The organism is Streptomyces sp. NPDC053493 (assembly GCF_044544825.1).
In the GTDB taxonomy this organism is placed as follows: Bacteria; Actinomycetota; Actinomycetes; order Streptomycetales; family Streptomycetaceae; genus Streptomyces.
This window is the reverse complement of record NZ_JBITXS010000018.1, coordinates 50,574-76,676: the sequence shown is the minus strand read 5'-3', so window position 1 is coordinate 76,676 and position 26,103 is coordinate 50,574. Positions and strand designations below refer to the sequence as shown.

Here is a 26,103-nt window from a genome sequence, read left to right as displayed (position 1 = left end):
CTACAACAAGAACGGCTCGGTCGACCTGATCGCCGACGTCACCGGCTACTACACCGGCTGACCCGGCGGGCCGGTCCCGTATCTCCCGCACCACCTTGCCGCAGGGCCTCATGATGGACGCCATGGACGACGAACGGCGTTTTCAGGAGGCCCTGCGGTCCGTGCGGGTCTGGGACACCGAGCTGCCCGCCTTCGACCCGGCGGACGTGCCGGAGGAACCGGTGGGGCTCTTCCACCGGTGGTTCGCGCAGGCCGTGGAGGCCGGGGTGGTCGAGCCGAGCACGATGCAGGTCGCGACCGCGGACGCGGACGGCCACCCGGACGTGCGGACCGTGATCCTGCACGACGCGGACGCCCGCGGCTGGCACTTCGCCTCGCACTCCGGCAGCGCGAAGGGCCGCCAGCTCGCCGCCCGCCCCGAGGCGGCGCTCCACTTCTACTGGGCCGCGCAGGGCCGCCAGGTGCGGGTGCGGGGCCGGGTGGTCACCGGTACGCCCGAGGAGGCGTACGAGGACCTGCACGCCCGCACCACCGGCGCCCTGGCCTCCGCCCTGGTCAGCCGGCAGAGCGAACTCCTCTCCTCGCTCGACGAACTGGACCGCGCGAGCGCCGCCGCCTGGGAACGCGCCCTGCGCGAACCGGACGCGCCCGCGCCGAGCTGGACGCTCTACGTGGTCGCCCCGCAGGAGGTCGAGTTCTTCCAGGGCCACGAGGAACGCCGCCACATCCGCCTGCGCTACCGCCGGACGGCGGACGGCGGCTGGCACCGCGAACTGCTCTGGCCGTGACGACGACGGGCGTACGGGCCGGGGGCCGGCCGGCGGCCTGACCCCCGGCCCGGCCGCCCGGGCCCGTCGCGTCAGGCCGTCGCCAAGGCCAGCGTCGGGGACAGGCGGGACGCCCGTACCGCCGGGTACAGGCCCGCCACGGTGCCGATCGCCAGGGTCGCGGCGAAGCCGCCCGCCGCCGACCAGGGCGGGACCACCCAGGGCAGTCCGCCCGTGGTGGCGTAGACGGCCACGGCCGCCGCGCCGAGGGCCACGCCGGCCAGGCCGCCGAGCCCGGAGAGCATCAGGGACTCGGTGACGAACTGGACGCGGATCTGGCCCCTGGTGGCGCCCAGCGAGCGGCGCAGGCCGATCTCGTGGCGGCGCTCCAGAACCGAGATGATCATGGTGTTGGCCACGCCCACACCACCCACCAGGAGCGCGATCCCGCCGAGGCCGAGCAGCAGCGTGGAGAACGCTCCTTCCGTCGCGGCCTTCGCCTTGAGCGCCGAGGACGGGTCGCTGACGGACACGTTCTGCGGGTTGCGCGGGTCGATCGTCGGGGCGAGGAGCCGCTGGACGTCGCGGACGGACGCGTCCGTGGAGCGCTCGTACACCGCCGTCGGATGCCCGTCGAAGCCGAGCAGCCGCCGGGCCGCCTCCCAGCCGACCAGCGCGGAGCGCTCGATCTCCGGGGCGAGCGGCAGCGGGTCGAGGATGCCGACGACGGTGAAGTAGCGGTCGTCGATCCACACCTGCCGGCCGGGCCGGTCCACACCGAGCCGCTCGGCCGCGACATGCCCGAGGACCACCGCCGGATAGCGGCTGTTGGCGGCGTTCAGCCAGGTCCCGGCGGCCGGCCGGCCGCGCAGCACGTCGAGCAGGCCCTCCGTGGCCGCCTTGACCGCGATCCCGCCGGTCTCGCCCACCGGGACCTTCTCGGAGCGGCGCACCGAACGGTCCAGGTCACCGGTCCCGCCGGCCTTCTCGACGCCCTCGATCCGGCCGGCCGTGCCGACGGCGTCCTCGGGCAGTTTCACCTCCTGCCCGCTGAACATGCCCTCGCCCGGCTTCGCGACCAGCATGTTCGTGCCGAGCGCGTCGAGCTGCCGCAGCAACTGGGCCTGGCTGGAGGCCGAGATGCCGACCACCGCGATCATCGTCGCGATGCCGATGGCGATCCCGAGGGCGGAGAGGACCACGCGGACCGGGCGGCTGCGCAGGCCGGCCGAGCCGACGTGGAGGACGTCGCGCGGCCCGAGCCGGGCGGCCCTGAGCGCCCGGTCGCGGGAACGGGACCGGGAGCGGGAGTGGGAGTGGGAGCCGGAATCGGGGCGGGGGCGGGGGCGGGGCATCAGGCCACCACCTTTCCGCGCGCCGTGTCCGCCACGACCCGCCCGTCCCTGATCCGGACCTGCCGCGGCAGCCGGGCCGCGATCTCGGTGTCGTGCGTGATGACCGCGATGGTGGCTCCCTCCGCGTTCAGGGTGTGCACCAGCTCCATCACCGCCTCGCCGGACGCCGAGTCCAGCGCGCCCGTCGGTTCGTCGGCGAGCAGCAGGGCGGGCTCGCCGACCACCGCGCGGGCGATCGCGACGCGCTGCTTCTGCCCGCCGGACAGTTCGTGCGGCCGGTGGCCCATCCGGTCGGCGAGCCCGACCCGGGCCAGCGCCTCGGCGGCCATCCGGCGGCGGCGGGCGCGCGGCAGGCCGGAGTAGAGCAGGCCCTCCGCGACGTTCTCCAGCGCGCCGACGCCCGGCACCAGGTGGAAGGCCTGGAAGACGAAGCCGATGTGGCGGGCGCGCAGCGCGGACAGCCGCCGGTCGGTGAGCGCGGCGATGTCGTGGCCGGCGATCCGTACGGTGCCGGAGGTGGGCCGGTCCAGGGTGCCGACGACATGGAGGAGGGTGGACTTGCCGGACCCGGACGGGCCGACGATGCCGACGAGTTCGCCCGCGCCGACGGTGAGGTCGACGCCGTCGAGGGCGCGGACCCCGCCCGCGTACTCCTTGACCACACCGCGGAGTTCGACGACGGCCCGGCCGTGCGGGCCGGGCCCGTCACCGGGCCTGCGCCCGTCGTCGGGGCGGAGCCCGTCGTCGGTGCGGTGCCGGTCGTCGGTGCGGTGCCGGTCGTCCGGACGGTTCGTGGTGGCGCTCATACGGACGGCACCCCGACCTTCAAGCCCTCGCGCAGCCCGTCGCCGGCGACCTCGACCCGGCCCTGGCCGAACATGCCGAGCTCGACCCGCACGTCACGGGCCCGGCCGTGCTCGACGACCTGGACGCCGAAGCCGCCGTCGGGCAGTGCGAGCAGCGCGTTGACGGGGACGGACAGGACGTCGTGGCGGGTCCGGCCGGCGATCTCGACGGTGACGGGCGACTGGTCGACGCCCTTGACCTTGTCCGGCGCGTCGAAGGAGACGGTGATGTCGATCTTCGGGGTCCGGTCCTGCGGGTCGTCGCCCGCCGACGCGGTCCTGCCGACGGCCGACACCTTGCCCGGCAGCTCGGTGCCGTCCGGGAGCCGGACCCTGACCCGGGTGCCGGCCTGCACCGAGCCGGCCTCGGAGACGGGGACGGACAGGCGTACGACGCGTTCGGAGCCGGTGACGGTGAGCACCGGGCTGCCCGGCGCGATCCGGTCGCCGGGCGCGAGCGCGCCCTCGCCGGACCCGGACCCGGACCCGGAGCCCCCGGAGCCCGTCCCGGCACCGGCCGCCTTGACGCGTATCGCGCTGCCCGCGAAGGCGATCCGGTCGGGGCCGACGGTGCCGGTCTGCTTCAGGTCGTGGGACTTCTGCCAGCGCTTGACGGCGGCGGCCGTCTTCGCCGTGAACTCCTCGTCGACGTCGAAGCCGGTGAAGCCGAGCGCCGCCAGGTTCTCCTCCAACTGCCGTACGTCCCTGCCCTTGTCGCCCGTCCGCAGCGTCCGGTACATGGGCTCCTCGCCGTACATCAGCCGGACCGGTTCGCCGTCGACCTCGTAGAGACGTCCGTCGCGCTCGACGACGGAGCCGGTCGGGGCCAGCCAGGTGAGGGTGCCGCCGGCGCCGGCCGCGTTGATCTTCCGCTCGCCGAGGTGGCCGAGCGTGCCGTCGCGCCGGGAGCTGTCGCTGAGGTCGCCGCGGGTGACGGGAGCGGTGGCGGGCGGCAGGCTCCGCCCACCGGCGGTCTCGGGCCTCGGCGGCTCCTGGCGCGTGGACAGGGCGGTGGCGGCGGCCCCGGCGCCCGCGACGGCGACGACCGCCACCAGGGCGAGCACCAGCCGGCGCCGGCCCGTCGGCCGCCCGCCCGCCGCCCGCTCGCCCGCCGACTGCTCGTCGTGGTCGTGGCCGCTCACCGGACCACGCCCTCGCACGCCTTGGCGGCCTTCTCGAACTTCTGCTTCTCCGCGCCCTGCGGCATCGGCAACGCCTGCTGCGCGCCGCCGTCGAACTTCGGGTCGGGCATGTCGTAGCCGTTCTCGCGCATGCAGCGGGCGTACGCGAGCGCCTTGTCCTTGTCGGCCTGCGTCGGCTCCTTGCCGAAGCCGGCGCCGGCGCCGTCGCCCGCCTTGCTGCGGCAGGCCTTGAACGCCTCCTCCATCTTCTCCTTCGAGACGCCGTCGCCGCCGATCGTCAGGCCGACGCCGTTCTCGCCCGGCTTGGGCTCGGGCACGTCGAGTCCGTGTTCGCGCAGGCACTTACGGTGCTCGAAGGCCTGGTCGGCCTTCTTGCCCTCCTCGCTCACGTTCCCGTCGTTCTTTCCGCTCGGAGAGGAACCCGAGCAGGCGGTGGCGAAGAGGGCGAGGGCGGCGGCCAGGGACATGGCGGCGGCCCCGCGGGAGATCCGTCGAACGGTCGGAATGGTCATGGCGGGAGGGTGCCGCGAAGGGATGTTTCGCTTCTCTCAGCGGTTTCGTTTACACCGGCGAAAGGTCCCTTTCGGATACACAGGGGCCATGCGCGTACTGGTGGTGGAGGACGAGGCGTTCCTCGCCGAGATGATCGCCGAGGGCCTGCGCCGCGCCGCGCTCGCCGTGGACGTGGCCGCCGACGGCCTGGAGGCGCTGCGGAAGCTCCAGCTCGGGGAGTACGACGTCCTGGTCCTGGACCGGGACCTGCCCGGGATGCACGGCGACGACGTGTGCCGCCGGGTGGTCGGGCAGCGGCTGATGACCCGGGTGCTGATGCTGACCGCGGCCGGGACGGTACGGGACCGGGTCGAGGGCCTCGGCCTCGGCGCCGACGACTATCTGGCCAAGCCCTTCGCGTACGACGAGCTGCTCGCCCGGGTCCTCGCCCTGGGCCGGCGGGCCAGGCCGGCGCTGCCGCCCGTCCTGGAGCGGCGCGGGATCGTCCTGGACACCGCCCGCCGGCAGGCCAGCAGGGACGGCCGGCATCTGCACCTGTCGCGCAAGGAGTTCGGCGTCCTGGAGGCGCTGCTGCGCGCCGAGGGCGCGGTGGTGAGCGGCGAGGACCTGATCGAGCAGGTCTGGGAGGAGCACACCAGCTACCGCACGAACGCGGTGCGGGTGACCTTGAGCAAGCTGCGGGCCAAGCTGGGCGAGCCGCCGGTGGTGGAGACGGTGCCGGGCGCGGGCTACCGGATCGGGTCATGAGCCGCGCCCCGCGCCGCCGTCCGAGAATTCCGCTCGGAGAGGAACGAACCCGCCTCACCGCCCTCTACGGCGCGCTGCTGCTCCTCGCGGGCGCGCTGCTGACCGGCGTCGTCTACGTCCTGGTGCAGGAGGGCCTGTACTCGTCGATCAGCACGGCCGTCACCACCGCCGTACCGGCGCGGCGGCTGGAGGACCTGCCGACCGCGTTCCCCACCGGCCCCACCGGCTACCCGAGCGCGGTGCCCGCGAGCCCCGCCCCGGTCCCGCCCGGGACCAGGCCCGGCACGGCGCTCGCGATCACCCGGACGGTCAGCGACGCGGCCGAGTCCGCCGCCCTGGAACGGCTGCTGACGGTCTCGCTCACCGTGCTCGGCGTCTACGCGGTCGTCTCGGTTGCGCTCGCCTGGTGGATGGCGGGCCGGGTGCTGCGCCCGGTGGCCGTGATCACCGACACCGCGCGCCGGCTGTCCGGCGAGAACCTGCACGAGCGGATCGCCCTCGACGCTCCTCCCGGCGAACTCAAGCGGCTCGCGGACACCTTCGACGGCATGCTCGGGCGGATGGAGCAACTGGTCGCCGCCCAGCAGCGGTTCGCCGCGAACGCGGCGCACGAGCTGCGGACGCCGGTGGCCGTGCAGCGCGCGGCGGCGGAGATCGGGCTCGCCGGCGACCCGTCGCCCGAGCGGGTGGCGCGGATCCGGACGAAGCTGATCGAGGTCGCCGACACCAGCGAGCGGATCATCGAGGGGCTGCTGCTGCTCGCCGCCTCCGACCAGGGCGTCCGGGAGCGGCGGCGGGTGGCGCTGGACGAGCTGGCCGGCCGGACGGCCCAGGCGCTGGGGGCGGAGGCGGCGGAGCGCGGGGTGACGGTCGTGGTCCGGGCCCGGCCGGCGGCGGTCGACGGCGATCCGGTGCTGCTCGAGCGGCTGCTGCACAACCTGGTCGCCAACGGCGTGCGGCACAACGTCCCGGGCGGCCGGGTGGAGATTCGTACCGCTGCGGAAGAAACCGGGGCGGCCCCGGTGGTCGAGGTGTCCAACACGGGGCCCGAGGTGCCGGCGGAGACGGTCCCGCTGCTCTTCGAGCCGTTTCGCCGGCTCGGCGAGCGCACCCACGCGCCCGGTGAGGGCGCGGGCCTCGGCCTGTCGATCGTCGACGCGATCGCCCGCGCGCACGGCGCGACGGCGACGGCCACGGCGAACGCGCACGGCGGCGGCCTGACGGTCCGGATCCGGTTCTAGGCCGGTGTCCCGAGATCCCGCCTGACACACCCCCGGTCAGCCGTACATCGAGTCGATCTCGCGGGCGAAGTCCCGCAGCACCGCCCGCCGTTTGAGCTTCAGGGAGGGCGTGAGGTGGCCGCTCGTCTCGGTCCACTCGGTGGTCAGGATCCGGAAGGCGCGGATCGACTCGGCCCGCGACACCAGCCGGTTGGCGTCGTCGACGGCTCGCTGGACGACGGCGAGCAGTTCCTCGTCGCGGGCGAGTTCCCACAGCGCGAGGTGGTCCTTGTGCCGCATCCGCCGCCAGTGCAGCAGCCCTTCGTGGTCGAGGGTGACGAGCGCGGTGACGTACGGGCGGCCGTCGCCGAGGACCATGCACTGGGCGACCAGCGGGTGGGCGCGCAGCCAGTCCTCCAGCGGCGCCGGGGCGACGTTCTTGCCGGCGGAGGTGACGATCAGGTCCTTCTTGCGGCCGGTGATCCGCAGATGGCCCTCGTCGTCGAGGGTGCCGAGGTCGCCGGTGGGGAACCAGCCGTCGTCGGTGTACGGCAGGGCGACACCGCGCTGGGCGTCCCAGTAGCCGGCGAAGACGTGGCCGCCCTTGAGCCAGATCTCGCCGTCGTCGGCGATCCGGACGGCGGTGCCGGGCAGCGGGCGGCCCACGGTGCCGGGGCGGGGCGCGAGGAGCGGGGTGACGGTCGCGGCGGCGGTGGTCTCGGTCAGGCCGTAGCCCTCGTAGACCTCGATGCCCGCGCCGGCGAAGAACTCGGCGAGCCGGGCGCCGAGCGGTGAGCCGCCGCTGATGACGTGCCGGACCCGGCCGCCGAGCGCGGCCCGGATCCGCCGGTAGACGAGCGGTTCGTAGAGCGCGTGGGCGGCGCGCAGCCCGAGCGAGGGCCGGGCGTCGGCGGTGGAGCGCTGTCCGTAGCGTTCGGCGACGCGGGCGGCGCGGTCGAAGGAGGCGGCGCGGCCGGAGCGTTCGGCGGTGGCGCGGGCGGTGTGGAAGACCTTCTCCAGGACGTACGGGAGGGCGAGGAGGAAGGTGGGCCGGAAGGTGGCCAGGTCGGCGAGGAGTTCGTCGCTCTCGACGGACGGCGCGTGGCCGACCCGGACGCGGGCGCGGACGCAGCCGATGGCGACCATGCGGCCGAAGACGTGCGAGAGCGGCAGGAAGAGGAGGGTGGCGGCGGGTTCTTTGCTCACCGAGCGGAACACCGGGTGGAGGAGTTCGACGGCGTTGTCGACCTCGGCGAAGAAGTTGCCGTGGGTCAGGGCGCAGCCCTTGGGGCGGCCGGTGGTGCCGGAGGTGTAGATGAGGGTGGCGAGGGTCTGCGGGGTGAGCAGCCCGCGCCGGGAGGTGACGGCCTCGTCGCCGACGCGGGCGCCCGCCTGGCGCAGCTGGTCGACGGCGCCGGTGTCGAGGACCCACAGCTGTCCGAGGGAGGGCAGTTGGCGCCGTTCGGCGGAGACGAGCCGGGCCTGGGCGGTGTCCTCGACGACGCAGGCGGCGGCGCCGGAGTCCTGGAGGATCCAGCGGGTCTGGTAGGCGGAGGAGGTCGGGTAGAGCGGGACGGTGATCAGCCCGGCGGCCCAGGCGGCGAAGTCGAGCAGCGACCATTCGTAGCGGGTGCGGGCCATGAGCGCGAGCCGGTCGCCGGGCCGCAGCCCTTGGGCGACGAGCCCTTTGGCGACCGCGTGCACCTCGGCGGCGAAGGCGGAGGCGGTGACGTCGGCCCAGGTGCCGTCGGGCCGCTTGCGGGAGAAGAGCACGGCCGCCGGTTCCTCGCGGGCGGTGTCGTACGGCAGGTCGGCGAGGGAGCCGCGGCGCGCGGGCGGCACGAGCGCGGGCACGGAGACCTCGCGGACGGTCCCGTCGACACGGGTCAGCTCGGGCCGGGACTCGGGGACGGGCACGTGCGGCTCCTCGGGCGGGAGAACCGGACAGTAACCTTACTTCCGAGTAAATCTAGGGTGCCGCAGGGGATTTGGACAGATCCGCGTCCATCCCGGCGGTCAGCGCGCCCAGTCCCGTCCACACCAGGGTCATCAGCGTCTCCGCCGCCTGCCGCGGCGCCACGGCGCCCTCGCCGTTCGCCCAGTTGGCCAGCGACTCGGCCGCCCCGACCAGCGCCTGCGCCAGCCCCTCGGCGTCGCACGGGCCCTGCGCCGCCGCCCGGACCAGCCGCGCCACGTAGGCGGCGACCTCCGCCCGCATCCGCTCCGCCTGCGTCGCGAACGGCTCGCCCTGCGCCCGCGCCTGCCGGCCCAGCACCGCCCACGCGTCCGGATGCTCCGCCGTGTACGAGAAGAACGCCAGCAGCCCCGCCCGCAAGCGGTCCTGTGCCGCCCCGCCGCCCTCCACGGCGGACGCGACGACGGCGAGCAGCGCCTCGGCCTCCCGCCGGATGCAGGCGGTGAACAGCTCCTCCTTGGAGCGCAGATACAGGTACACCAGCGGCTTCGACACACCCGCCAGCTCGGCGATGTCGTCCATCGACGCCGCCTGGTATCCCCGCCGCCCGAAGGTCAGCACCGCCGCGTCCATCATCTGCCGCTCCCGCACCTCGCGCGGCAGCCGTTTGGTCCCCACGCGCTCACCCTAGACGGGCCGGACGCACCGCGCCCCGGACCTCTTCCAGGTCCGGGGCGCGATGCGGGCCGGTGCGGCCGGTACGGGCCGGTGCGGGCCGATGACGGCCTACGGGGCGGCGGTTCAGGCCGCGGCCGGGACGGAGACCTTCCGCTCGGCGTCGCGGGCGTCCACCAGGTCGTCGACCGGCGAGGACGAGGCGGACTCGTAGGCGGCGACGTCCAGGATCTTCTCGCGGGCCGAGACGATGACCGGGACCAGCGCCTGGCCGGCCACGTTGGTGGCGGTGCGCATCATGTCGAGGATCGGGTCGATCGCCATGAGCAGGCCGACGCCCTCCAGGGGCAGGCCCAGGGTGGACAGCGTCAGGGTCAGCATGACCGTCGCGCCGGTGAGGCCTGCGGTGGCCGCCGAGCCGATGACCGAGACGAAGGCGATGAGCAGGTACTCCTTGACGCCGAGCTGCACGTCGAAGATCTGCGCGATGAAGATCGCGGCGAGCGCCGGGTAGATCGCGGCGCAGCCGTCCATCTTCGTGGTGGCGCCGAACGGCACGGAGAAGGAGGCGTACTCCTTCGGGACGCCGAGGCGCTCGGTGACCCGCTGGGTGACCGGCATGGTGCCGACCGAGGAGCGGGAGACGAAGGCCAGCTGGATCGCGGGCCAGGCGCCCTTGAAGAACTGGAGCGGGTTGAGCTTGGCGACGGTGGCCAGCAGCAGCGGGTAGACGCCGAACAGGACGAGCGCGCAGCCGATGTAGACGTCGGCGGTGAAGGTGGCGTACTTGCCGATCAGGTCCCAGCCGTAGTTCACGATGGCGCGGCCGATGAGGCCGGCGGTGCCGATCGGGGCGAGCCGGATGACCCACCACAGGGCCTTCTGCAGCAGCTCGAGGACCGACTCGGAGAGGGTCAGGATGGGCTGGGCCTTCTCGCCGAGCTTGAGGGCGGCGATGCCGGCGACGGCGGCCATGAAGACGATCTGGAGGACGTTCAGCTCGGTGAAGGGCGTGATGACGTCCGTCGGGACGATGCCGGTCAGGAAGTCGATCCAGCTGCCCTTGTGCTCGGGGAGCTTGCCGTCCTTGGGCGTGAGGCCGGTGCCGGCGCCCGGGTTGGTGATCAGGCCGATGGCGAGGCCGATGGCCACCGCGATCAGCGAGGTGATCATGAACCAGACGAGGGTCTGCGCGGCCAGCCGGGCCGCGTTGTTGACCTTACGGAGGTTGGTGATCGAGACGAGGATGGCGAAGAAGACGAGCGGGGCGACGGCCAGCTTGAGCAGCTGGACGAAGATGCCGCCGACCTGGGTCAGGGTCTCCTTGAGCCAGCTGACGTCCTGGCTGCGGGCGAGCCAGCCGAGCAGCACGCCGATGACGAGACCGGCGACGATCTGGGCCCAGAACGGGACCTTGGGTATGCGGGACTTCGCGGGCGTGGACGCGGACGCGGACACGGGCACACTCCACTGGTGCGTATCGGGGAATACGAGGACGGGGGTGCGGCACTCACACGCGCGAAACGCGCGGGCCGCTGCATGATGCCGGGTCAGAGCGCGCGGCAACAGACCGCGGACATACAGCGGCAGAGATCGACGTGCAGGCGCGCCACGAGCGGGGTGCTCGCGGCAGGTCGGAGGCGCACTGCGGTCTTCATGGCGAACACGTTAACACTTGAACTTTGAGAACCTCAAAGCCCTTCTTTGAGGTAGAGGGACGGAAAAACCGGGCCTATCCCTTCGAAACGCAGAAAACCCCAGGCGAGAGCCTTCGAAGCTCCTGCCCGGGGTGTCCGGCTTGTGACGTAACTTACGCGTTCTTTATGCGAGCCCCACGGCCGCTCAGACCGCCTGGGGCGACCCGGACGGCTCTCAGGCCGCGTCCTCGGCGGAGCGGTTCGCCTCCAGGCGGCCCTTCGCCCGGTCGACCTTCCGGACGATCTCGACGCTCATCGCGTCCCGCTCGCGGCGCAGCAGCACGAAGCTGAGCGGGGCGGACACGACGACGGAGAGCAGGAGGACCCACAGCAGGTTGGAGTCGCCGAGGCCGCGCGGCAGCACCCCGACGTAGACCAGGCCCCACAGCGCGAGGAAGCTGCCGGCGAAGATGCCGAGGCGCATCAGGGTGTAGCGGAGCATTGGATTCCTCCCATACCGGACGAGCGTCACCCCAGTGAAGCACGCCCCGCCCGACGCACGGGTGGCGGGGCCTTGAGCACCCCACTTGTAATAGTTACTGTTCACCCATGACCCTTACCTTCCAGTTGGATCCGGCCATCGACCGCGAGCTGCGCGACGGCGTCCTCGCCCTCTGGGCGGACGTGTCCAACGCGGGCGGCGCGGTCGGCTTCGTTCCTCCCGTGACGCCGGAGGAGATCCGGCCGGCGCTGCTCAGGCATCTGGTCGGGATCGCCGAGGGCGGCACGCGGCTGCTCGTCGGCCGGGACGCGGACGGCGCGATCGCCGCCACCGCCTTCTTCACGCACAACAGCCACCCCCTGATGACGCACTGGGTGTGGCTGTACACGGTGATGGTGCACCCCGCCCACCAGGGCAAGGGGTACGGACTGGATCTGATGGCGGCGGCCGAGGAGGCGGCCCGGACGGGCGAGGGCTTCGAGCACGTCGAGGCGATACGGCTGACCTGCCGCGGCGGCACCGGCGTCGACTCCTTCTACGCGCGGGCCGGCTACAAGGAGGTCGGACGCGTCCCGGCCGCCATCCGGGTGGCCCCGGGCGACGACCGCGACGACATCATCATGCTGCTTCCGCTGAACGACTGACCCTCCGAAGGACCGGCCGTCAGGCGTCGCCAGACATCGTCAGGCGTCGTCAGACGCGCATCGGCTGCGGCGACTCGCGGCGGTCGGCGTCCGGCCCCGGGTACTCGCGGATGACCTCGTAGCGCGTGTTGCGCTCCACCGGCCGGAAGCCGGCGTCCCGGATGAGCTCCAGGAGGTCGTCCCGGGTCAGCTTGTTCGGGGTGCCGTAGTTGTCGGCGTCGTGCGTGATCTTGTACTCGACGACCGAGCCGTCCATGTCGTCCGCGCCGTGCTGGAGCGCCAGCTGCGCGGTCTGCACGCCGTGCATCACCCAGAAGACCTTGACGTGCGGGACGTTGTCGAAGAGCAGCCGCGAGACGGCGAAGGTCTTCAGCGCCTCGGCTCCGGTGGCCATCGTGGTGCGGGCCTGGAGCTTGTTGCGGATCTTGCCGTCCTGCATGTCGACGAAGTCGTGCTGGTAGCGCAGCGGGATGAAGACCTGGAAGCCGCCGGTCTCGTCCTGCAGCTCGCGCAGCCGCAGCACGTGGTCCACGCGGTGGCGCGGCTCCTCGATGTGGCCGTACAGCATCGTGCACGGGGTCTTCAGACCCTTCTCGTGCGCGAGGCGGTGGATCCGGGACCAGTCCTCCCAGTGGGTGCGGTGGTCCACGATGTGCTGACGGACCTCCCAGTCGAAGATCTCGGCGCCGCCGCCGGTCAGCGACTCGAGGCCGGCCTCGATCAGCTCGTCGAGGATCTCGGAGGCCGACAGGCCCGAGATGGTCTCGAAGTGGTGGATCTCGGTGGCGGTGAAGGCCTTGAGCGAGACGTTCGGCAGCGCCTTCTTCAGCTCGGACAGCGAGCGAGGGTAGTAGCGCCAGGGCAGGTTGGGGTGGAGCCCGTTGACGATGTGCAGCTCGGTGAGGTTCTCGTTCTCCATCGCCTTCGCGAGGCGCACGGCCTCCTCGATGCGCATGGTGTACGCGTCCTTCTCGCCGGGCTTGCGCTGGAAGGAGCAGTAGGCGCAGGAGGCGGTGCACACGTTCGTCATGTTCAGATGACGGTTGACGTTGAAGTGCACCACGTCGCCGTTCTTGCGGGTCCGGACCTCGTGGGCCAGTCCACCGAGCCAGGCGAGGTCGTCCGACGCGTACAGGGCGATACCGTCCTCACGGCTCAGCCGCTCGCCGGCGAGGACCTTCTGCTCCAGCTCCCGCTTGAGCCCCGCGTCCATACGGCCGCCTCCCACTCTCATCTGCGATTCAGGCTCCCCCACCGTACTCTCAGCCTTCCTCGGGCAGGTCCCCGACCCGGTTCTCCCACTTGGTGGAGAGCACGATCGTGGTACGGGTGCGGGAGACGCCCTTGGTGCCGCTGAGGCGGCGGATGGTCTTCTCCAGGCCGTCGACGTCGTTGGCGCGGACCTTGAGCATGAAGGAGTCGTCGCCGGCGATGAACCAGCAGTCCTCGATCTCCGCGAGGTCCTTCAGCCGGCGGGCCACGTCCTCGTGGTCGGCGGCGTCGGAGAGCGAGATGCCGATGAGGGCGGTCACGCCGAGGCCGAGCGAGGCGGCGTCGACGGTGGCGCGGTAGCCGGTGATGACTCCGGCGGCCTCGAGCCGGTTGATGCGGTCGGTGACGGAGGGGCCGGAGAGCCCGACGAGCCGGCCGAGCTCGGCGTACGAGGCCCGGCCGTTTTCGCGCAGGGCCTGGATGAGCTGCCTGTCCACGGCGTCCATAGGTATGAAGCCTTCCATTGTCCAGCGATACCGCGAGTTTAGGTATAGAATCTAAGGTACACAGGGGCGACACCCTGTGAATCTTTCAGCAGATCAAAGACGATCTTTCAGGAGTGGTGTTCACCGTGTACACGATCGAGATGGCCTACGCCCGTATGCGCGAGCTGCAGGACCTGGCCAACCGCTCGCGTGCCCACCAGCCGACCGCCTCGAAGCGCGCGCCGAAGAAGCGCGCCGCCAAGAAGCGCTAATCAGACGGGAGGGCACCACCGAGCTCTCCCTCCCACCGGCGGTACAGCTCGTGCGGCACACCTGCCGCGTCGAGCACCCGCCCGGCGACGAAGTCCACGAGGTCCTGGATGTGCGTCGCCCCCGCGTAGAACGCCGGAGAGGCGGGCAGCACCACGGCGCCCGCCTCGTCCAGCGTCACCAGGTGCTTCAGCGTCTGTCCGTTCAGCGGCGTCTCCCGCACGGCCACGACCAGCGGCCGCCGCTCCTTCAGCGTCACGCTCGCCACCCGCTGCAGCAGGTCCTTCGAGAGCCCGAGCGCCACACCCGCCACGGCGGCCGTCGACGCCGGCACGATCAGCATCCCCTTCACCGGGTACGACCCCGAGGACGGGCCCGCGGCCAGGTCACCGGCCGCCCAGTGGCGTACGTCGTCCAGCGCCGCCGCGTCCACCGCGAACGTCTCCGGCTTGCCGTCGGCGCCCCGCGCCAGCCACGCCGCCAGGTCGTCGCGCCAGTGCGCGTCCCGGAACGCGATCCCCGTCTCGTCCAGCAAGGTCAGCCGCGAGGCCCGCGACACCACCAGGTCGACGCTCTCGCCCGCCGCGAGCAGGCCCCGCAGCACGGCGGCGGCGTAGGGCGTCCCCGACGCCCCGGACACCCCGACCACCCACGGACGACGCTGCTGCTTGTTCTCCGGCTCCACGCCGACGAGCCTATCCGGCGGGGTGGAGGGCGGCCGCGTCAGGCGTGGGAGCGCACCGCGTCGCCCCCGCACCCGATCGGGCTACACGCCGAGCCCGCGCACCACCAGGTCGAGCAGCGCGCACACGAACAGCGCGATCCCGATGAAGCCGTTGACCGTGAAGAACGCCCGGTTCAGGCGGGACAGGTCGTGCGGCTTCACGATCGAGTGCTCGTAGCAGAAGGCGACCGCCACGATCACCAGGCCGGCCCAGAAGAAGCCGCCCGCGTCCGTCGCGAGGGCGTACCAGACCAGCAGGGCCGTGGTCACCACGGCGGAGCCGCGGGCGCCCCACAGCGCCGCCGGGACGCCGAAGCGGGCCGGGACCGACATCACGCCGTGGGCCCGGTCCGCCTGGACGTCCTGGCAGGCGAAGATCAGGTCGAAGCCGCCGATCCAGACGCCGACCGCGATGCCCAGGATCACCGCGTCCCAGGACCACTCGCCCGTCACCGCCAGCCACGCCCCGATGGGGCCGATGGACTGGGCGAGGCCCAGGATCGCGTGCGGGAAGTTGGTGAACCGCTTGCCGTACGGATAGACCACCATCGGCACCACCGCGAGCGGCGCGAGCGCCAGGCACAGCGGGTTGAGCAGCGCCGCCGCGCCCAGGAACACCACCACGGCGACGCCGGCGCCGGTCCACGCCGAGCGCACCGACACCGCGCCGGTCACCAGCTCGCGGCCCGCGGTGCGCGGGTTACGGGCGTCGATCTCGCGGTCGATGATCCGGTTGCAGGCCATGGCGAAGGTCCGCAGGCCCACCATGCACACGGTCACCAGCAACAGCGTCCACCAGTGGATCCGCCGGTCCAGCTGGTACATCGCGGTGAGCGCGGCGATGTACGCGAAGGGCAGCGCGAAGACCGAGTGCTCGATCATCACGAGGCGCAGGAAGGCTTTGGTGCGTCCCGGCCGCGCGCCGGGCATCGCGGCCGTGGTCACAGTCCGTACTCCTTCCAGCGGCGGTCCACCAGGGCCGCCGTCGCCGGGTCCGACTCGACCATGTCAGGCCAGCCGCCGTCCCTCGTGTAGCCCTCCTCGGGCAGCTTCCTGGTCGCGTCGATGCCCGCCTTGCCGCCCCAGAACTGCTGGTAGGAGGCGTGGTCCAGGTGGTCGACGGGGCCCTCGACGACGGTGAGGTCGCGGGCGTAGTCGGTGTTGCCGAGCGCCCGCCAGGACACCTCGTGCAGGTCGTGGACGTCGCAGTCCTTGTCGACCACGACGATCAGCTTGGTCAGCGACATCATGTGCGCGCCCCAGATGGCGTGCATGACCTTCTGGGCGTGCTTCGGGTACTTCTTGTCGATCGAGACGATCGCGCAGTTGTGGAAGCCGCCGGACTCCGGCAGGTGGTAGTCCACGATGTCCGGCACGATGATCTTGAGGAGCGGCAGGAAGAAACGCTCCGTCGCGCGGCCCAGCGGTCCGTCCTCGGTCGGCGGCCGGCCGACCACGATCGACTGGAGCAGCGGCCGCCTGCGCATGGTCACGCAGTCGATCTTCAGCGCCGGGAAGGGCTCCTGCGGCGTGTAGAAGCCGGTGTGGTCGCCGAAGGGGCCCTCCGGCAGCATCTCGCCCGGCTCCAGCCAGCCCTCGAGGACGACCTCGGCGTTCGCCGGGACCTGCAGCGGCACCGTCTTGCAGTCGACCATCTCGATCCGCTTGCCCTGCACGAAGCCGGCGAAGAGGTACTCGTCGATGTCGCCGGGCAGCGGCGCGGTCGAGGCGTACGTCACGGCCGGCGGGCAGCCGAAGGCGATCGCGACCGGCAGCCGCTCGCCCCGCTCCGCCGCCACGGCGTAGTGGTTGCGGCTGTCCTTGTGGATCTGCCAGTGCATGCCGATGGTGCGCTTGTCGTGGCGCTGGAGGCGGTAGAGGCCGAGGTTGCGCACGCCCGTCTCCGGGTGCTTGGTGTGCGTGAGGCCCAGGTTGAAGAAGGAGCCGCCGTCCTTCGGCCAGGTGAACAGCGCCGGCAGCCGGTCGAGGTCGACGTCGTCGCCGGTGAGCACGACCTCCTGGACGGGCGCGTTCTCGGACTTCACCTTCTTCGGCGGCACGTGGACCATGGAGCCGAGCTTCCCGAAGGCCTCCCGGACGCCGATGAAGCCCTGCGGCAGTTCCGGCTTGAGCAGCCCGCCGATCTTGTCGCTGATCTCCTCGTACGACTTCAGGCCCAGGGCCTTGAGGAGCCGGCGGTCGGTGCCGAAGACGTTCATCGCCAGCGGCATGGCGGAGCCCTTCACGTTCTCGAAGAGCAGCGCCGGGCCTCCCGCCTTGTTCACGCGGTCGACGATCTCCCCGACCTCCAGGTACGGGTCGACTTCGGCCTTGATGCGCTTGAGGTCGCCTTCGCGCTCCAGCGCCCGGAGCAGCGAGCGGAGATCGTCGTAAGCCATAGGGGCAAGTATCGGTCACCCGATAACCTGAACCCCTCACCGGGGCCGCGTCGACCGGCCCGCCGTCACCTCCAGGGGGCCGTCCCACATGCTCAGGGCACTGATGTTCATCCTGCCGCTGGCGCTGGTCATCTACTCGCTGATCGACTGCCTCAACACGCCGGAGGACGAGGTCAAGCACCTGCCCAAGGTGGTCTGGGTCATCATCATCCTGCTCTTCTGGATCGTCGGCCCGATCGTCTGGTTCGCCGCCGGCAAGCTGCGCCGCCCGCCGGCCGGCGGCCGCACGCCGAGCGAGTGGCACCGCAACCACCGTCACGAGTGGGTCGCGCCGGACGACAACCCCGAGTTCCTGAGGTCCCTCAAGGAGGAGAACAAGAAGGACGAGGCGCTCCTGAAGGACTGGGAGGCCGACCTGCGCCGCCGCGAGGAGGAGCTGAAGCGGCGCGAGCAGGAGCATCCGCGCGGCGAGAAGGACACCGAGAACTGATGGAGCTGCGGCTCCTGGTCACCTTCGAGAAGGTCGCCACCGTCCTGTCCTTCACCCGGGCCGCCGCCGAACTCGCCTACGCGCAGTCCAGCGTCACCGCGCAGGTCCGCGCGCTGGAGTCCTCGCTCGGCGCCGAGCTGTTCGAGCGGCTCGGCGCCCGCATCCGGCTCACCGAGGCCGGTGAGCGGCTGCTGCCGTACGCGCGGCAGATCATCGCCCTCACCGAGGAGGCCAGGGCCGCGGTCACGGCCGGTGACGAACCGGCCGGCACGATCTCCGTCGGCACCATGGAGTCGCTGACGTCCTACCGGCTGCCGCCGCTCCTGGAGCTGTTCCACCACCGCTATCCCGCCGTGCGGCTCTCGCTGCGGCCGACGCTCGGCGACGCCACCCGGCAGGCGCTGCGGCAGGGCACGTACGACCTCGGGCTGCTGATGGAGCGGGAGACCGAGCACGAGGGCCTGGAGAGCGAGGTCCTGACGGAGGAGCCGCTGGTCCTGGTGGCCTCGCCGCGCCATCCGCTGGCCGGGCGCGGCGGCCTGACGGCCGCGGACCTGGCGGCCACCGGGCTCGTGGGCACCGAACCGGGCTGCGCCTACCGGGACCTCTTCGAGGCCGAACTGAGGCCTTACGGCGCCGTCTTCACCGAGTACGGCACGATCGAGGCCAGCAAGCGGGGCGTGGCCGCCGGCCTCGGGATCGCGCTGCTGCCCCGGATCACCGTCCACGAGGAACTGGTGTCCGGGGCGCTGGTGGCGCTGGACTGGGAGCCGACGTTCCGTCTCTTCACGCAGATCGCGTGGCGGCGGGGGAAGCGGCTTCCGGCGCATGTGCGGCTGTTCGTGGAGCAGACGCGACGACTCGTCCGCGAGGAGCCGCCGGCTTCCCCTGCTGCACCTGCTGCCCCTGCTTCACCTGCTTCCCGGCCAGAGTGACCCGGAGGCTGGCGAGCACGATCAGCGGGACGCCGAGCGCCTGGACGAGGCCGATGTGGTGCCCGTACACGGCCCAGTCGGCGACCATCGCGACGGCCGGGTAGGTGAAGGCGAGCACGGCGATCCGGGCGGTGGGCAGCTTGGCGTACGCCGCGTACATCAGCACGTACATCACACCGGTGTGGATCAGGCCGAGGCCCGCCAGCCAGCCCCAGCCGGCGCCGAGCGCGGCGGCCTCGCCGAAGTCGGCGAAGGGCAGCAGCAGCGGGATGCCGACGGTGACCTGGACCAGGGCGACCAGGTGCGGCCGGACGCCGGTGATCCGCTTGGTGACGATCGTCGACAGGGCGTAGAGCACGGCCGCGCCGAGCGCGAGGCCGAGGCCCTTGAGCGAGGCGGTGTCCCCGGGCCGTACGCCCGACACCAGCACGAGCCCGGCGAACGCGACCGCGAGCCAGCCGAGCTTCGCCGCCCCGATCCGCTCGCGCAGCACGACGGCGCCGAGCAGCACCAGGAAGAACGGCTGGGTGTGGTAGACGACGGTGGCGAAGGAGATGGACGTCGCCTCGTACGCCTCGAAGAGCAGCACCCAGTTGAAGACGATGAACGCCCCGCCGAGCGCGGCGAGCCCGAGCTTCCTCGGGGTGAGGCCGTGCCCGGTGAAGAACCCGCGCACCAGGCTGTAGAGCCCGAGGGCGACGGCCCCGAAGACGCACCGGAAGAACACCACGTTGAACGGGGACGCGCCCGACTCGACGACGAAGATGCCGAGGGTGCCGGACAGCACCATGGCGAGGGTGAGTTCGAGGGTGCCCCGGATCTGGTTCGCGCTGGTCACGTTTTCCATGCCCATGACGCTACGAACGGGGCGGGTGTCCGGTCCACGGGCCAGTGGGCAGCGCTGCCGATGGGCCCATCAGCCGCGCCGATGCTCCTCGGCGCGGCGGCTGAGGCCGTCCTGGGAGGCGACGTACTTGATCATGAGGCGGGCGAACTCCAGGCGCTCGTGCTCGCTCCAGTCCGCGGTGACCTGGTCGTAGGCGGAGCGCTGGTGGCGGGCGAACCGGGCCATCAGCTCCCGGCCCTCGGGGCTGAGGTGGAGCACGGTGCGGCGGCCGTCCTGCTGGGAGGCGGCCCGTACGAGATAGCCGGCCGCGATGCAGTCGGAGACCATGCGGCTGGCCACCGACGGGTCCACGCCGAGGTGCCGGGCGACGGCGCCGACCGTGATCTCGCCGGTCCGCTCCTGCTCGGCCTCCAGGACGATCCTGAGCACGAGCGTGCGGCTGAGGTCCTTCTCGGAGATCGGGCCGGCGACCTCCAGGAGTGAGGAGCGCCGCAGCTTCCCGAAGGCCGGGCCCACGGCGTTCAGCAGCTCCTCCGCCGTCTGCGGCTCTCGCTTCGTCATGCCGCCCATCGTACCGACATGGATGCGGCCGTGAATATTCGTGTTGAACTTCAAATGTGTGCATGCGAGCATGCATATGTCTAAGCACAAGCAATCCTCGATGCTCAACGATCGCGCGACGTCCCGCTGAAGGACGAACCAAGGAGCTTCCCCATGACCACGCTCGTCACCGGCGCCCGCGGCCAGGTCGGCCAGGGCGTCATCGCCCGCCTCCACGCCGCCGGCCGGCCCGTCCGCGCCGCCAGCGCCCACCCGGCCGGACCGGCCGTCCCCGACGGCGTCGAGACCGTCCGCCTCGACCTCGGCCGCCCCGAAGGCCTCGACACCGCGCTCCGCGGCGTCGACCAGGTCTTCCTCTATCCCGACCCCGCCGGCATCCACGCGTTCATCAAGGCCGCCGAGGCCGCGGGCGTCACCCACGTCGTCCTGCTCTCCTCGGCCTCGGTCCTCGGCCCCGACGCCGAGACCGACCCGCTCGCGCACCACAGCCTCACCGTCGAGCGCGCCCTCGCCGGCTCCCGCCTCACCCACACCTTCCTGCGGGCCGACTCATTCGCCAGCAACTCCCTGGCCTGGGCGCACGCCATCGGCGGCGGCCTGCCCGTCCAGCTCGCCCATCCCGACGCGCACCTCGCGCCCGTCCATCCCGACGACATCGCCGACATCGCCTTCGCGGCACTGACCGGCGACCTTCTCACCGGCCGCGCGCTCACCCTCACCGGACCCGAGTCGCTCACCTTCCGCGAGCAGCTGGCCGCCCTGTCCGAGGTCCTCGGCCGGCCCGTCACCGTCGAACACACCAGCCGCGCCGAGGCCGAGCGGCAGATGAGCCGCTTCATGCCCGCGCCCGTGGTCGCCTCGCTGCTCGACTACTGGGCCGCGGCCTGCCACGGGCCGGCCACCGTCGCCGACACCACCGAGACCCTCCTCGGCCGCCCCGCCCGCACCTACCGGCAGTGGGCCCGCGACCACGCCGACGCCTTCGCCGCCCAGCACTGACCTCCTCAGGCGCCGGCCTCAGGCGCCGGCCTCGGGAGTCCGCTCCCGTGCCCCGCACGGCGCAGCCCCACCGCCACCAGGCGTGACACCGCCCCGCGCCGGGGAAGAGTCCAGGACATGGACCAGGTGCGTCAGTGGCTCGGCGTCGCGCTCGACGAGGCGCGGGCCGGGCTCGCCGAGGGCGGGATCCCGATCGGCGCCGCGTTGTACGGGCCCGACGGGCGGCTGCTCGGGCGCGGGCACAACCGGCGGGTGCAGGACGGCGATCCGTCGGCGCACGCCGAGACCGACGCCTTCCGGGCGGCCGGCCGGCAGCGCTCGTACCGCGGCACGACGATGGTGACCACGCTCTCGCCCTGCTGGTACTGCTCCGGTCTCGTCCGGCAGTTCGGGATCTCGCGGCTGGTGGTCGGAGAGGCCGAGACCTTCCACGGCGGCCACGACTGGCTGGCCGAGCACGGCACCGAGGTCCTGGTCCTCGACGATCCCGTCTGCACCGCGCTGATGCGCGACTTCATCGGCAGGCACCCCGAGCTGTGGAACGAGGACATCGGCGATGAGTGAGGCGAGACTTCCGGTGATCGACCTCGGGCGCGACCCGGCCGGGCAGCTGCCCGCCGTCGACCGCGCCCTGCGCGAAGCCGGGTTCCTGCTGGTCAGCGGGCACGGCGTGGAGCCCGAGCTGCGGGCGGCGATCCGCAGGAGCGCCCGGGCGTTCTTCCACCTGCCGCCCGAGGTGAAGGAGCGCTACGCCGTGAAGGTCGGCGGACGCGGCTGGCTCGGGCCGGGCGCCGAGGCCAACGGCTACGCGGAGGGCACCGCGACACCGCCCGACCTGAAGGAGTCGCTGTCGTTCGCGGCGGAGGAGCCGACCGGCGACCCGGCCGTCGACGCCGAGTGGTTCCTGCCGAACACCTGGCCCGCCGAGACACCGGAGCTGAAGCCGCTGGTGACCGCCTACCTGGAGCGGATGCGGGCCCTGTCGGACCACGTGCTCGACCTGCTCGGGCTCGCCCTCGGAGAAGGCGCGGACTTCTTCACCCGGCACACCGGGCACCCGACCTTCGGCTTCAACGTCAACTGGTACCCGGGCCGGGAGCGGACCGGCGAGCCCGAGCCGGGCCAGTTCCGGATCGGCCCGCACACCGACTTCGGCACCGTCACGATCCTCGACCGCGAGCACGGCAAGGGCGGGCTGCAGCTGTACACGGACGCGGGCGGCTGGCAGGACGCCCCGTACGACCCGGCCGCCTTCACCGTCAACATCGGTGACCTGATGGCGAGCTGGACCGGCGGCCGCTGGCGCTCGGGCCGGCACCGGGTGCTGCCGCCGCCCGCCGACGCACCCGCCGAGGAGCTGATGTCGCTGGTCTACTTCTACGAGTGTGACCCCGGCACCACGATCGGCGGCATCGAGTCCCACGCGTATCTGCGCGCCCAGCTCGACGCGATCACCGCCGGGTGAACTCCGCCGCCCCTCAGGAGTGTCCCGCCGAGCTCCCGAAAAACCTGGCCGAAGCACAACTACCCGTTGATAATTCAGACTTGATGATGTGACGGGGCACGTCTCGTGGGGATACGGGGGGTGGCGGGGTGGACAGGGTCCTCTATGGCCGCGAGGCGGTGCTCCAGCGCACGGGGCTCGCCGCGCGGCTGATCGGGCTCGGCGGCGAGGGCTTCGCCCGCGTGCCGTACGAGCACGGCGACGACCCGCCGGTCGTGGTCTTCACCGGCGGCCGCGGCATGGGCAAGACCGCCCTGCTCAAACAGCTCCGCACCACCTACAAGTTGGCCACTCCGCTGGCGCTCGTCGACTGCGCGCGCATCGAGCCGCCCGCCGACCACGGGCCCGGCTGGACCGAGGTGACCGGCGCGCTCGCCGAGCTGGCCGTCCAGCTGTCGCCGCGGGTCACCGGCGCCAAGCCCGTACAGTTCCCGCGGCTCTCGCTCGGTCTGGTCGCCGTCGCCTCGACCGGCTGGACGCAGGAGGACGAGGAGCGGGCCCAGCGGGACCTGCAGCGGCTCGGCCCGGTGCTCTCCACCGTCGACGCCACCAAGGGCGCGGCGACGAACTGGGTCACCAAGGTCCTCACCAAACTGGCCGCGACCTTCGCCGACGCCGCCGCCCCGCTCGCCGGGCTCCTCGCGGAGGCGACGGTCGAGACCGTCCTCGAGGAGGTCTTCGGCCGGGTCCAGCAGCGGTCCGAGAGCTGGTACGGGGCCTACCGCAACGCGGGCGGCCGCGGCAAGGCCGGCCTCCAGCAGCTCGCCGTCGACTTCGAGCAGGGCGGCCGGCGCCGCCGGGAGGCCGAGGACTTCCTCGTGGCCGCGCTCGTCGAGGACCTGGGACAGGCCTACAAGGGCCTCACCCGGGTCGGCACCCGGCGCGGCCGGCCCGTGCTGCTCCTGGACAACGCGCACGGCGAGCTGGGCCGGCGCCTGGTCGAACCGATCCTGCGGGCCCGTCACGACGGCCGCCGCGACAAGGTCGTGGTGTTCGCCGCCTCCCGGCTGCGCGAGCACGAGGGCCTGCGCCACGCCCACCGGCTCAGGCTGCCGGAGACCGCGCACCGGGCCGCCGCCCCGCGCGGCGGCGACGTCACCTCCGGCATCCTCGCCGTCGACCTGACGCCGCTGTCCCCGGCCCAGACCCAGGCCGCCTTCGACCGGCTCGACCCGTCCGGGCTCACCCCGCCCGACCTGGCGCGCGGTGTGCACCGGCTCACCGGCGGCCGGCCGCTCGGCGTGATGCTGCTCGGGCAGGCCGCCGCCGAGGCCCCGCGCGCCGTACGGCCGCGGCTCACGCCCGGCGCGCTGCTCGACCTGACGGTGGAGCTGCGCGAGGACGCCCCGCCGGTGGCCGTCGCGCCCGCGCTGCTCGGCGCGCTGCTCCCGCAGCCCCGCACCGAGCCGTTCACCGTGCTCGCCGCCGCCCACGACGAGGAGTCGGCGCGGCTGCTCGCCCGCACCCGGCTGCACACCGAGTCCCGCGACGGCGACATGGCGCTGCAGGTCCGCGACCGGCTGCGCGCCGAGGACTGGCCGGAGGGCCCGGAACACTTCGTCGCCGACCCGCTGCTGCGCGCCCTGCTGCTGCACCGGCTGCGCTTCGGGGACGCCGACCACCCGCACCACGCCGCCTGGCGCGCCGTGCACGAGACGCTGCACGCGCACTACCGGCGGGACGCGGACCTGCCCTACCGGCTGTTCCACGAACTCGCCCTGGGCCGCGTCGAAGGGGCCGTGAGCCATCTGCGCGCCACGTTCCCCGAGCCGGACGTGGTGGGCTGGCTGGGCCGGCTCCGGTTCGTGGCCTCCGCACCCTACCCGCGCGACCCGCACGCCGCCGGGCCCGATCCGCGGCGGGCCGTCGCGCTCGGGCAGCAGGCGCCCGGCCGGCTGCCGGACGGGCTCGACGCCGAGTCGACCGCGCTGCACCTGTCCGTACGGCGCCTGCTGCACGCCGTATGGCTGCTGACCGATCCACTGGCCCTGCCCGACGACGAGGTGACCGAGAAGCTGGCGCACGAGCTGCGGCAGCTGTCCGGGCGCCATCTGACGGGCAACAGCCCGCTGTGGGACGCGGCCACCCACTGGCCGAGGGACATTCACGCCTGGCGGCGGCCGTCGCTGCCGCCGGGCCGCGAGGACGGAGTCTGAGCCGATGGCCAACCGGCTGCGCAACCGCTACCTCTACACCCCGAGACAGAAGTTCATCGCCGCCGTCCTCGCCCTTCTCGTCGTCGGGGTGCCGCTCGGCTGGGCGGTGAAGCGGTGGACCACTCCGGAGGACCGTTCCTGCGCGCCGGGCGTCACCCGCCCGCAGGGCTCCGAGGAGTGCGTCGGCGTCAACGGCGACGACGGCTACGCCTTCGGCGTGCCCGAACTCGCCGAGGTCGCCGGTCTGATCGGCCGCGAGAACGCCACGCTGAAGCCCGACGAGTACACCACCGTCGCCGTGCTGCTGCCGCTCACCTCGCCCGATCCCGGCATGCGGGTCAAGGTGCTGCACGAGGTGCAGGGCGCCTACGCCCGCCAGTACCGGGCCAACCACGAGTCCAACAGCGAGACCCCGAAGATCCGGCTCGTGCTCGCCAACACCGGCCGGAACAACGCCTTCTGGCAGACCACCGTCGAACAGCTCAAGGCGATGACCGCCGCCCCGCACCGGCTGCGCGCGGTCACCGGCGTCGCCACCTCCTCCGCCGAGATACGGCGGGCGGTGGCCGCCCTCACCGGCGCGGGCATCGCCGTGGTCGGCACCACCATCACCGCCGACGACATCGCCAACGGGCCGGGCCCCGGCCACAACCGCTTCCCCGGCCTGGCCCGGGTCTCGCCCACCAACGGCGACGAGGCCAAGGCGCTCGCCCACTTCGGCCGGGTCGACGCCGCCAAGGCGCTGCTCGTCCAGGACACCCGCACCGGCGACCACTACACCGACACCCTCAAGTCGGCCTTCGCCGCCTCGCTCAAGGGCGCGCCCTACGAGCCGCAGCTGTTCACCTCGCCCGCCGATCCCACCGACGAGGGCACCACCGCCAACACCTTCCGGCAGATCACCCACCTGATCTGCGACACCCGGGCCGAGACGGTGTTCTTCGCCGGCCGCCACACCCAGCTGCGCCAGTTCATCAACGCGCTCGGCGCGCGCGGCTGCGCGGAGCGCTCCTTCACCGTCCTCACCGGCGACGAGGGCTCCTACCTGGGCGCCGACCGCAAGCTCAACCGGCAGGCGCTCAAGGCGCGGCTGACCGTCCGCTACGCCTCACTCGCCCACCCGGACGCCTGGCGGCCGGCGGCCGGGCGGCAGCTGCCGGCGACGGGCGGTTCGACGGTGGCGTACGAGACGTTCGTGACGGACATCGCCCGCGCGGCGAAGCAGCCGGTGGCGCTCGCCGACGGGCAGGCGATCGTCGCGTACGACGCGATGGCGACGGCCGTCCACGCCATCCGCCAGGCCACTCCGGACGGCTCCGCCTACCCGGAGCTCGCCGACGTGCCCACCCAGTGGCCGCAGGTCAAGGGCTCGCTGCGGGTACAGGGCGCGAGCGGCTGGATCTGCCTGGACAACTTCGGCAACCCGTACAACAAGGCGGTGCCGATCGTGGAGCTGGCCCAGGACGGCTCCCAGCGTTTCGTCGCCATCGCCTGGCCGGAGGGCGCGCCGCCGGCCGCGAGCTGCCTGCCGCCGAGGAGGAGCTGAACACGCGAGCCGG

The 26,103-nt window shown here is 72.7% G+C and carries 26 protein-coding genes and 1 pseudogene; 12 read left to right on the top strand and 15 right to left on the bottom strand.

All coding sequences use genetic code 11. From position 1 onward, the window contains the following. Positions 1-122 precede the first annotated feature (122 nt). Positions 123-788, top strand: a complete 666-nt coding sequence (locus tag ACIGO8_RS32255; protein WP_399738049.1) for a pyridoxal 5'-phosphate synthase — start codon at positions 123-125, stop codon at positions 786-788. Positions 789-859: 71 nt separating this feature from the next. Here the strand turns inward: ACIGO8_RS32255 and ACIGO8_RS32250 are convergent, their stop codons facing one another. The 4 genes from ACIGO8_RS32250 to ACIGO8_RS32235 form a co-directional block, all read right to left on the bottom strand. After that, positions 860-2,122, bottom strand: a complete 1,263-nt coding sequence (locus ACIGO8_RS32250) for an ABC transporter permease (RefSeq protein ID WP_399738047.1) — start codon at positions 2,120-2,122, stop codon at positions 860-862. Then, on the bottom strand, positions 2,122-2,928 hold the full coding sequence (locus ACIGO8_RS32245; protein ID WP_399738045.1) for an ABC transporter ATP-binding protein: 807 nt from the start codon (positions 2,926-2,928) through the stop codon (positions 2,122-2,124). Before ACIGO8_RS32245 ends, ACIGO8_RS32250 begins: the two co-directional genes overlap by 1 nt. Further along, positions 2,925-4,022: a peptidoglycan-binding protein gene (locus tag ACIGO8_RS32240; RefSeq protein WP_399738065.1), complete on the bottom strand. Its 1,098-nt coding sequence runs from the start codon at positions 4,020-4,022 to the stop codon at positions 2,925-2,927. Before ACIGO8_RS32240 ends, ACIGO8_RS32245 begins: the two co-directional genes overlap by 4 nt. Before the next feature lie 83 nt (positions 4,023-4,105). After that, the gene (locus ACIGO8_RS32235; RefSeq protein ID WP_399738043.1) at positions 4,106-4,621 is read right to left on the bottom strand and encodes a hypothetical protein; all 516 of its coding nucleotides are present in this window, start codon (positions 4,619-4,621) and stop codon (positions 4,106-4,108) included. Positions 4,622-4,709: 88 nt separating this feature from the next. Between ACIGO8_RS32235 and ACIGO8_RS32230 the strand changes: the two genes are divergently transcribed. Then, a complete protein-coding gene (locus ACIGO8_RS32230; protein WP_399738041.1) occupies positions 4,710-5,369 on the top strand; it encodes a response regulator transcription factor in 660 nt (219 codons plus the stop codon). Further along, positions 5,366-6,610, top strand: a complete 1,245-nt coding sequence (locus ACIGO8_RS32225; protein WP_399738039.1) for an ATP-binding protein — start codon at positions 5,366-5,368, stop codon at positions 6,608-6,610. Before ACIGO8_RS32230 ends, ACIGO8_RS32225 begins: the two co-directional genes overlap by 4 nt. Positions 6,611-6,646: 36 nt before the next feature. Here ACIGO8_RS32225 and ACIGO8_RS32220 read toward each other — a convergent pair whose 3' ends face one another. The 4 genes from ACIGO8_RS32220 to ACIGO8_RS32205 form a co-directional block, all read right to left on the bottom strand. Next, entirely contained in the window at positions 6,647-8,506 is a 1,860-nt protein-coding gene (locus tag ACIGO8_RS32220; RefSeq protein WP_399738037.1) for an AMP-dependent synthetase/ligase, read from the bottom strand. Between the two features lie 52 nt (positions 8,507-8,558). Beyond that, positions 8,559-9,140 carry a TetR/AcrR family transcriptional regulator gene (locus tag ACIGO8_RS32215; protein ID WP_399738063.1) on the bottom strand — a complete coding sequence of 194 codons (582 nt, stop codon included), beginning with the start codon at positions 9,138-9,140 and terminating at the stop codon, positions 8,559-8,561. Positions 9,141-9,305: 165 nt separating this feature from the next. Beyond that, on the bottom strand, positions 9,306-10,637 hold the full coding sequence (locus ACIGO8_RS32210; RefSeq protein WP_399738035.1) for a dicarboxylate/amino acid:cation symporter: 1,332 nt from the start codon (positions 10,635-10,637) through the stop codon (positions 9,306-9,308). Positions 10,638-11,051: 414 nt separating this feature from the next. Continuing rightward, entirely contained in the window at positions 11,052-11,318 is a 267-nt protein-coding gene (locus ACIGO8_RS32205; RefSeq protein ID WP_399738033.1) for a DUF4229 domain-containing protein, read from the bottom strand. Between the two features lie 107 nt (positions 11,319-11,425). On the opposite strand from ACIGO8_RS32205, the gene ACIGO8_RS32200 reads away from it, so the two are divergent. Beyond that, on the top strand, positions 11,426-11,962 hold the full coding sequence (locus tag ACIGO8_RS32200) for a GNAT family N-acetyltransferase (RefSeq protein WP_399738031.1): 537 nt from the start codon (positions 11,426-11,428) through the stop codon (positions 11,960-11,962). A 49-nt stretch (positions 11,963-12,011) separates the two neighbouring features. On the opposite strand, the gene mqnE is transcribed toward ACIGO8_RS32200, so the two are convergent. Beyond that, positions 12,012-13,175, bottom strand: coding sequence for an aminofutalosine synthase MqnE (gene mqnE / locus ACIGO8_RS32195; RefSeq protein ID WP_399738029.1), 1,164 nt, complete (start codon positions 13,173-13,175; stop codon positions 12,012-12,014). 49 nt (positions 13,176-13,224) lie between these two features. Beyond that, complete coding sequence (locus ACIGO8_RS32190; protein ID WP_031013392.1) at positions 13,225-13,680, bottom strand: Lrp/AsnC family transcriptional regulator; 456 nt, start codon at positions 13,678-13,680, stop codon at positions 13,225-13,227. A 113-nt stretch (positions 13,681-13,793) separates the two neighbouring features. Between ACIGO8_RS32190 and ACIGO8_RS32185 the strand changes: the two genes are divergently transcribed. After that, positions 13,794-13,931 carry a hypothetical protein gene (locus ACIGO8_RS32185; RefSeq protein WP_399738027.1) on the top strand — a complete coding sequence of 46 codons (138 nt, stop codon included), beginning with the start codon at positions 13,794-13,796 and terminating at the stop codon, positions 13,929-13,931. On the opposite strand, the gene ACIGO8_RS32180 is transcribed toward ACIGO8_RS32185, so the two are convergent. From ACIGO8_RS32180 to ACIGO8_RS32170, 3 genes are all read right to left on the bottom strand, one after another. After that, a complete protein-coding gene (locus ACIGO8_RS32180) occupies positions 13,928-14,614 on the bottom strand; it encodes a UbiX family flavin prenyltransferase (RefSeq protein WP_399738025.1) in 687 nt (228 codons plus the stop codon). The two genes, ACIGO8_RS32185 and ACIGO8_RS32180, sit on opposite strands and share 4 nt — an antisense overlap. Before the next feature lie 81 nt (positions 14,615-14,695). Beyond that, a complete protein-coding gene (gene mqnP, locus ACIGO8_RS32175; RefSeq protein ID WP_399738061.1) occupies positions 14,696-15,583 on the bottom strand; it encodes a menaquinone biosynthesis prenyltransferase MqnP in 888 nt (295 codons plus the stop codon). A gap of 11 nt (positions 15,584-15,594) precedes the next feature. Beyond that, positions 15,595-17,052: a menaquinone biosynthesis decarboxylase gene (locus ACIGO8_RS32170; RefSeq protein ID WP_399738023.1), complete on the bottom strand. Its 1,458-nt coding sequence runs from the start codon at positions 17,050-17,052 to the stop codon at positions 15,595-15,597. 88 nt (positions 17,053-17,140) lie between these two features. Between ACIGO8_RS32170 and ACIGO8_RS32165 the strand changes: the two genes are divergently transcribed. Next, the gene (locus ACIGO8_RS32165; protein WP_399738021.1) at positions 17,141-17,542 is read left to right on the top strand and encodes a PLD nuclease N-terminal domain-containing protein; all 402 of its coding nucleotides are present in this window, start codon (positions 17,141-17,143) and stop codon (positions 17,540-17,542) included. Beyond that, positions 17,542-18,417, top strand: a pseudogene (locus tag ACIGO8_RS32160) (LysR family transcriptional regulator); the annotation flags it as partial. The gene ACIGO8_RS32165 and the pseudogene ACIGO8_RS32160, both read left to right, overlap by 1 nt. Here the strand turns inward: ACIGO8_RS32160 and ACIGO8_RS32155 are convergent. Both ACIGO8_RS32155 and ACIGO8_RS32150 read right to left on the bottom strand, forming a co-directional pair. Next, positions 18,329-19,324 carry a DMT family transporter gene (locus tag ACIGO8_RS32155; protein ID WP_399738018.1) on the bottom strand — a complete coding sequence of 332 codons (996 nt, stop codon included), beginning with the start codon at positions 19,322-19,324 and terminating at the stop codon, positions 18,329-18,331. The pseudogene ACIGO8_RS32160 and the gene ACIGO8_RS32155 overlap by 89 nt on opposite strands. A 69-nt stretch (positions 19,325-19,393) precedes the next feature. Beyond that, entirely contained in the window at positions 19,394-19,885 is a 492-nt protein-coding gene (locus ACIGO8_RS32150) for a MarR family winged helix-turn-helix transcriptional regulator (RefSeq protein ID WP_399738016.1), read from the bottom strand. 153 nt (positions 19,886-20,038) lie between these two features. Between ACIGO8_RS32150 and ACIGO8_RS32145 the strand changes: the two genes are divergently transcribed. The 5 genes from ACIGO8_RS32145 (at position 20,039) to ACIGO8_RS32125 (ending at position 26,090) form a co-directional block, all read left to right on the top strand. Next, on the top strand, positions 20,039-20,884 hold the full coding sequence (locus ACIGO8_RS32145) for an NAD(P)H-binding protein (RefSeq protein WP_399738014.1): 846 nt from the start codon (positions 20,039-20,041) through the stop codon (positions 20,882-20,884). Between the two features lie 117 nt (positions 20,885-21,001). Beyond that, positions 21,002-21,448 carry a nucleoside deaminase gene (locus tag ACIGO8_RS32140; protein ID WP_399738012.1) on the top strand — a complete coding sequence of 149 codons (447 nt, stop codon included), beginning with the start codon at positions 21,002-21,004 and terminating at the stop codon, positions 21,446-21,448. Next, positions 21,441-22,349 (top strand): isopenicillin N synthase family dioxygenase, encoded by a 909-nt coding sequence (locus tag ACIGO8_RS32135; protein WP_399738010.1) that lies wholly within the window; start codon positions 21,441-21,443, stop codon positions 22,347-22,349. Before ACIGO8_RS32140 ends, ACIGO8_RS32135 begins: the two co-directional genes overlap by 8 nt. A gap of 128 nt (positions 22,350-22,477) precedes the next feature. Then, on the top strand, positions 22,478-24,544 hold the full coding sequence (locus ACIGO8_RS32130; RefSeq protein WP_399738008.1) for a hypothetical protein: 2,067 nt from the start codon (positions 22,478-22,480) through the stop codon (positions 24,542-24,544). 4 nt (positions 24,545-24,548) lie between these two features. Beyond that, on the top strand, positions 24,549-26,090 hold the full coding sequence (locus ACIGO8_RS32125; protein ID WP_399738006.1) for an ABC transporter substrate-binding protein: 1,542 nt from the start codon (positions 24,549-24,551) through the stop codon (positions 26,088-26,090). The last annotated feature ends 13 nt before the right edge of the window (positions 26,091-26,103 follow it).

Excerpts from the sequence above, each read along its gene's own strand:
- ACIGO8_RS32215 (WP_399738063.1), bottom strand. The coding sequence starts at position 9,140 with ATGATGGACGCGGCGGTGCTGACCTTCGGGCGGCGGGGATACCAGGCG.
- ACIGO8_RS32190 (WP_031013392.1), bottom strand. The coding sequence starts at position 13,680 with ATGGACGCCGTGGACAGGCAGCTCATCCAGGCCCTGCGCGAAAACGGC.
- ACIGO8_RS32140 (WP_399738012.1), top strand. The coding sequence starts at position 21,002 with ATGGACCAGGTGCGTCAGTGGCTCGGCGTCGCGCTCGACGAGGCGCGG.
- ACIGO8_RS32170 (WP_399738023.1), bottom strand. The coding sequence starts at position 17,052 with ATGGCTTACGACGATCTCCGCTCGCTGCTCCGGGCGCTGGAGCGCGAA.
- ACIGO8_RS32225 (WP_399738039.1), top strand. The coding sequence starts at position 5,366 with ATGAGCCGCGCCCCGCGCCGCCGTCCGAGAATTCCGCTCGGAGAGGAA.
- ACIGO8_RS32155 (WP_399738018.1), bottom strand. The coding sequence starts at position 19,324 with ATGGAAAACGTGACCAGCGCGAACCAGATCCGGGGCACCCTCGAACTC.
- mqnE (WP_399738029.1), bottom strand. The coding sequence starts at position 13,175 with ATGGACGCGGGGCTCAAGCGGGAGCTGGAGCAGAAGGTCCTCGCCGGC.
- ACIGO8_RS32135 (WP_399738010.1), top strand. The coding sequence starts at position 21,441 with ATGAGTGAGGCGAGACTTCCGGTGATCGACCTCGGGCGCGACCCGGCC.
- ACIGO8_RS32250 (WP_399738047.1), bottom strand. The coding sequence starts at position 2,122 with ATGCCCCGCCCCCGCCCCCGCCCCGATTCCGGCTCCCACTCCCACTCC.
- ACIGO8_RS32145 (WP_399738014.1), top strand. The coding sequence starts at position 20,039 with ATGACCACGCTCGTCACCGGCGCCCGCGGCCAGGTCGGCCAGGGCGTC.
- ACIGO8_RS32255 (WP_399738049.1), top strand. The coding sequence starts at position 123 with ATGGACGACGAACGGCGTTTTCAGGAGGCCCTGCGGTCCGTGCGGGTC.
- mqnP (WP_399738061.1), bottom strand. The coding sequence starts at position 15,583 with ATGCCCGGCGCGCGGCCGGGACGCACCAAAGCCTTCCTGCGCCTCGTG.
- ACIGO8_RS32230 (WP_399738041.1), top strand. The coding sequence starts at position 4,710 with ATGCGCGTACTGGTGGTGGAGGACGAGGCGTTCCTCGCCGAGATGATC.
- ACIGO8_RS32205 (WP_399738033.1), bottom strand. The coding sequence starts at position 11,318 with ATGCTCCGCTACACCCTGATGCGCCTCGGCATCTTCGCCGGCAGCTTC.
- ACIGO8_RS32165 (WP_399738021.1), top strand. The coding sequence starts at position 17,141 with ATGCTCAGGGCACTGATGTTCATCCTGCCGCTGGCGCTGGTCATCTAC.
- ACIGO8_RS32150 (WP_399738016.1), bottom strand. The coding sequence starts at position 19,885 with ATGACGAAGCGAGAGCCGCAGACGGCGGAGGAGCTGCTGAACGCCGTG.
- ACIGO8_RS32245 (WP_399738045.1), bottom strand. The coding sequence starts at position 2,928 with ATGAGCGCCACCACGAACCGTCCGGACGACCGGCACCGCACCGACGAC.
- ACIGO8_RS32235 (WP_399738043.1), bottom strand. The coding sequence starts at position 4,621 with ATGACCATTCCGACCGTTCGACGGATCTCCCGCGGGGCCGCCGCCATG.
- ACIGO8_RS32200 (WP_399738031.1), top strand. The coding sequence starts at position 11,426 with ATGACCCTTACCTTCCAGTTGGATCCGGCCATCGACCGCGAGCTGCGC.
- ACIGO8_RS32125 (WP_399738006.1), top strand. The coding sequence starts at position 24,549 with ATGGCCAACCGGCTGCGCAACCGCTACCTCTACACCCCGAGACAGAAG.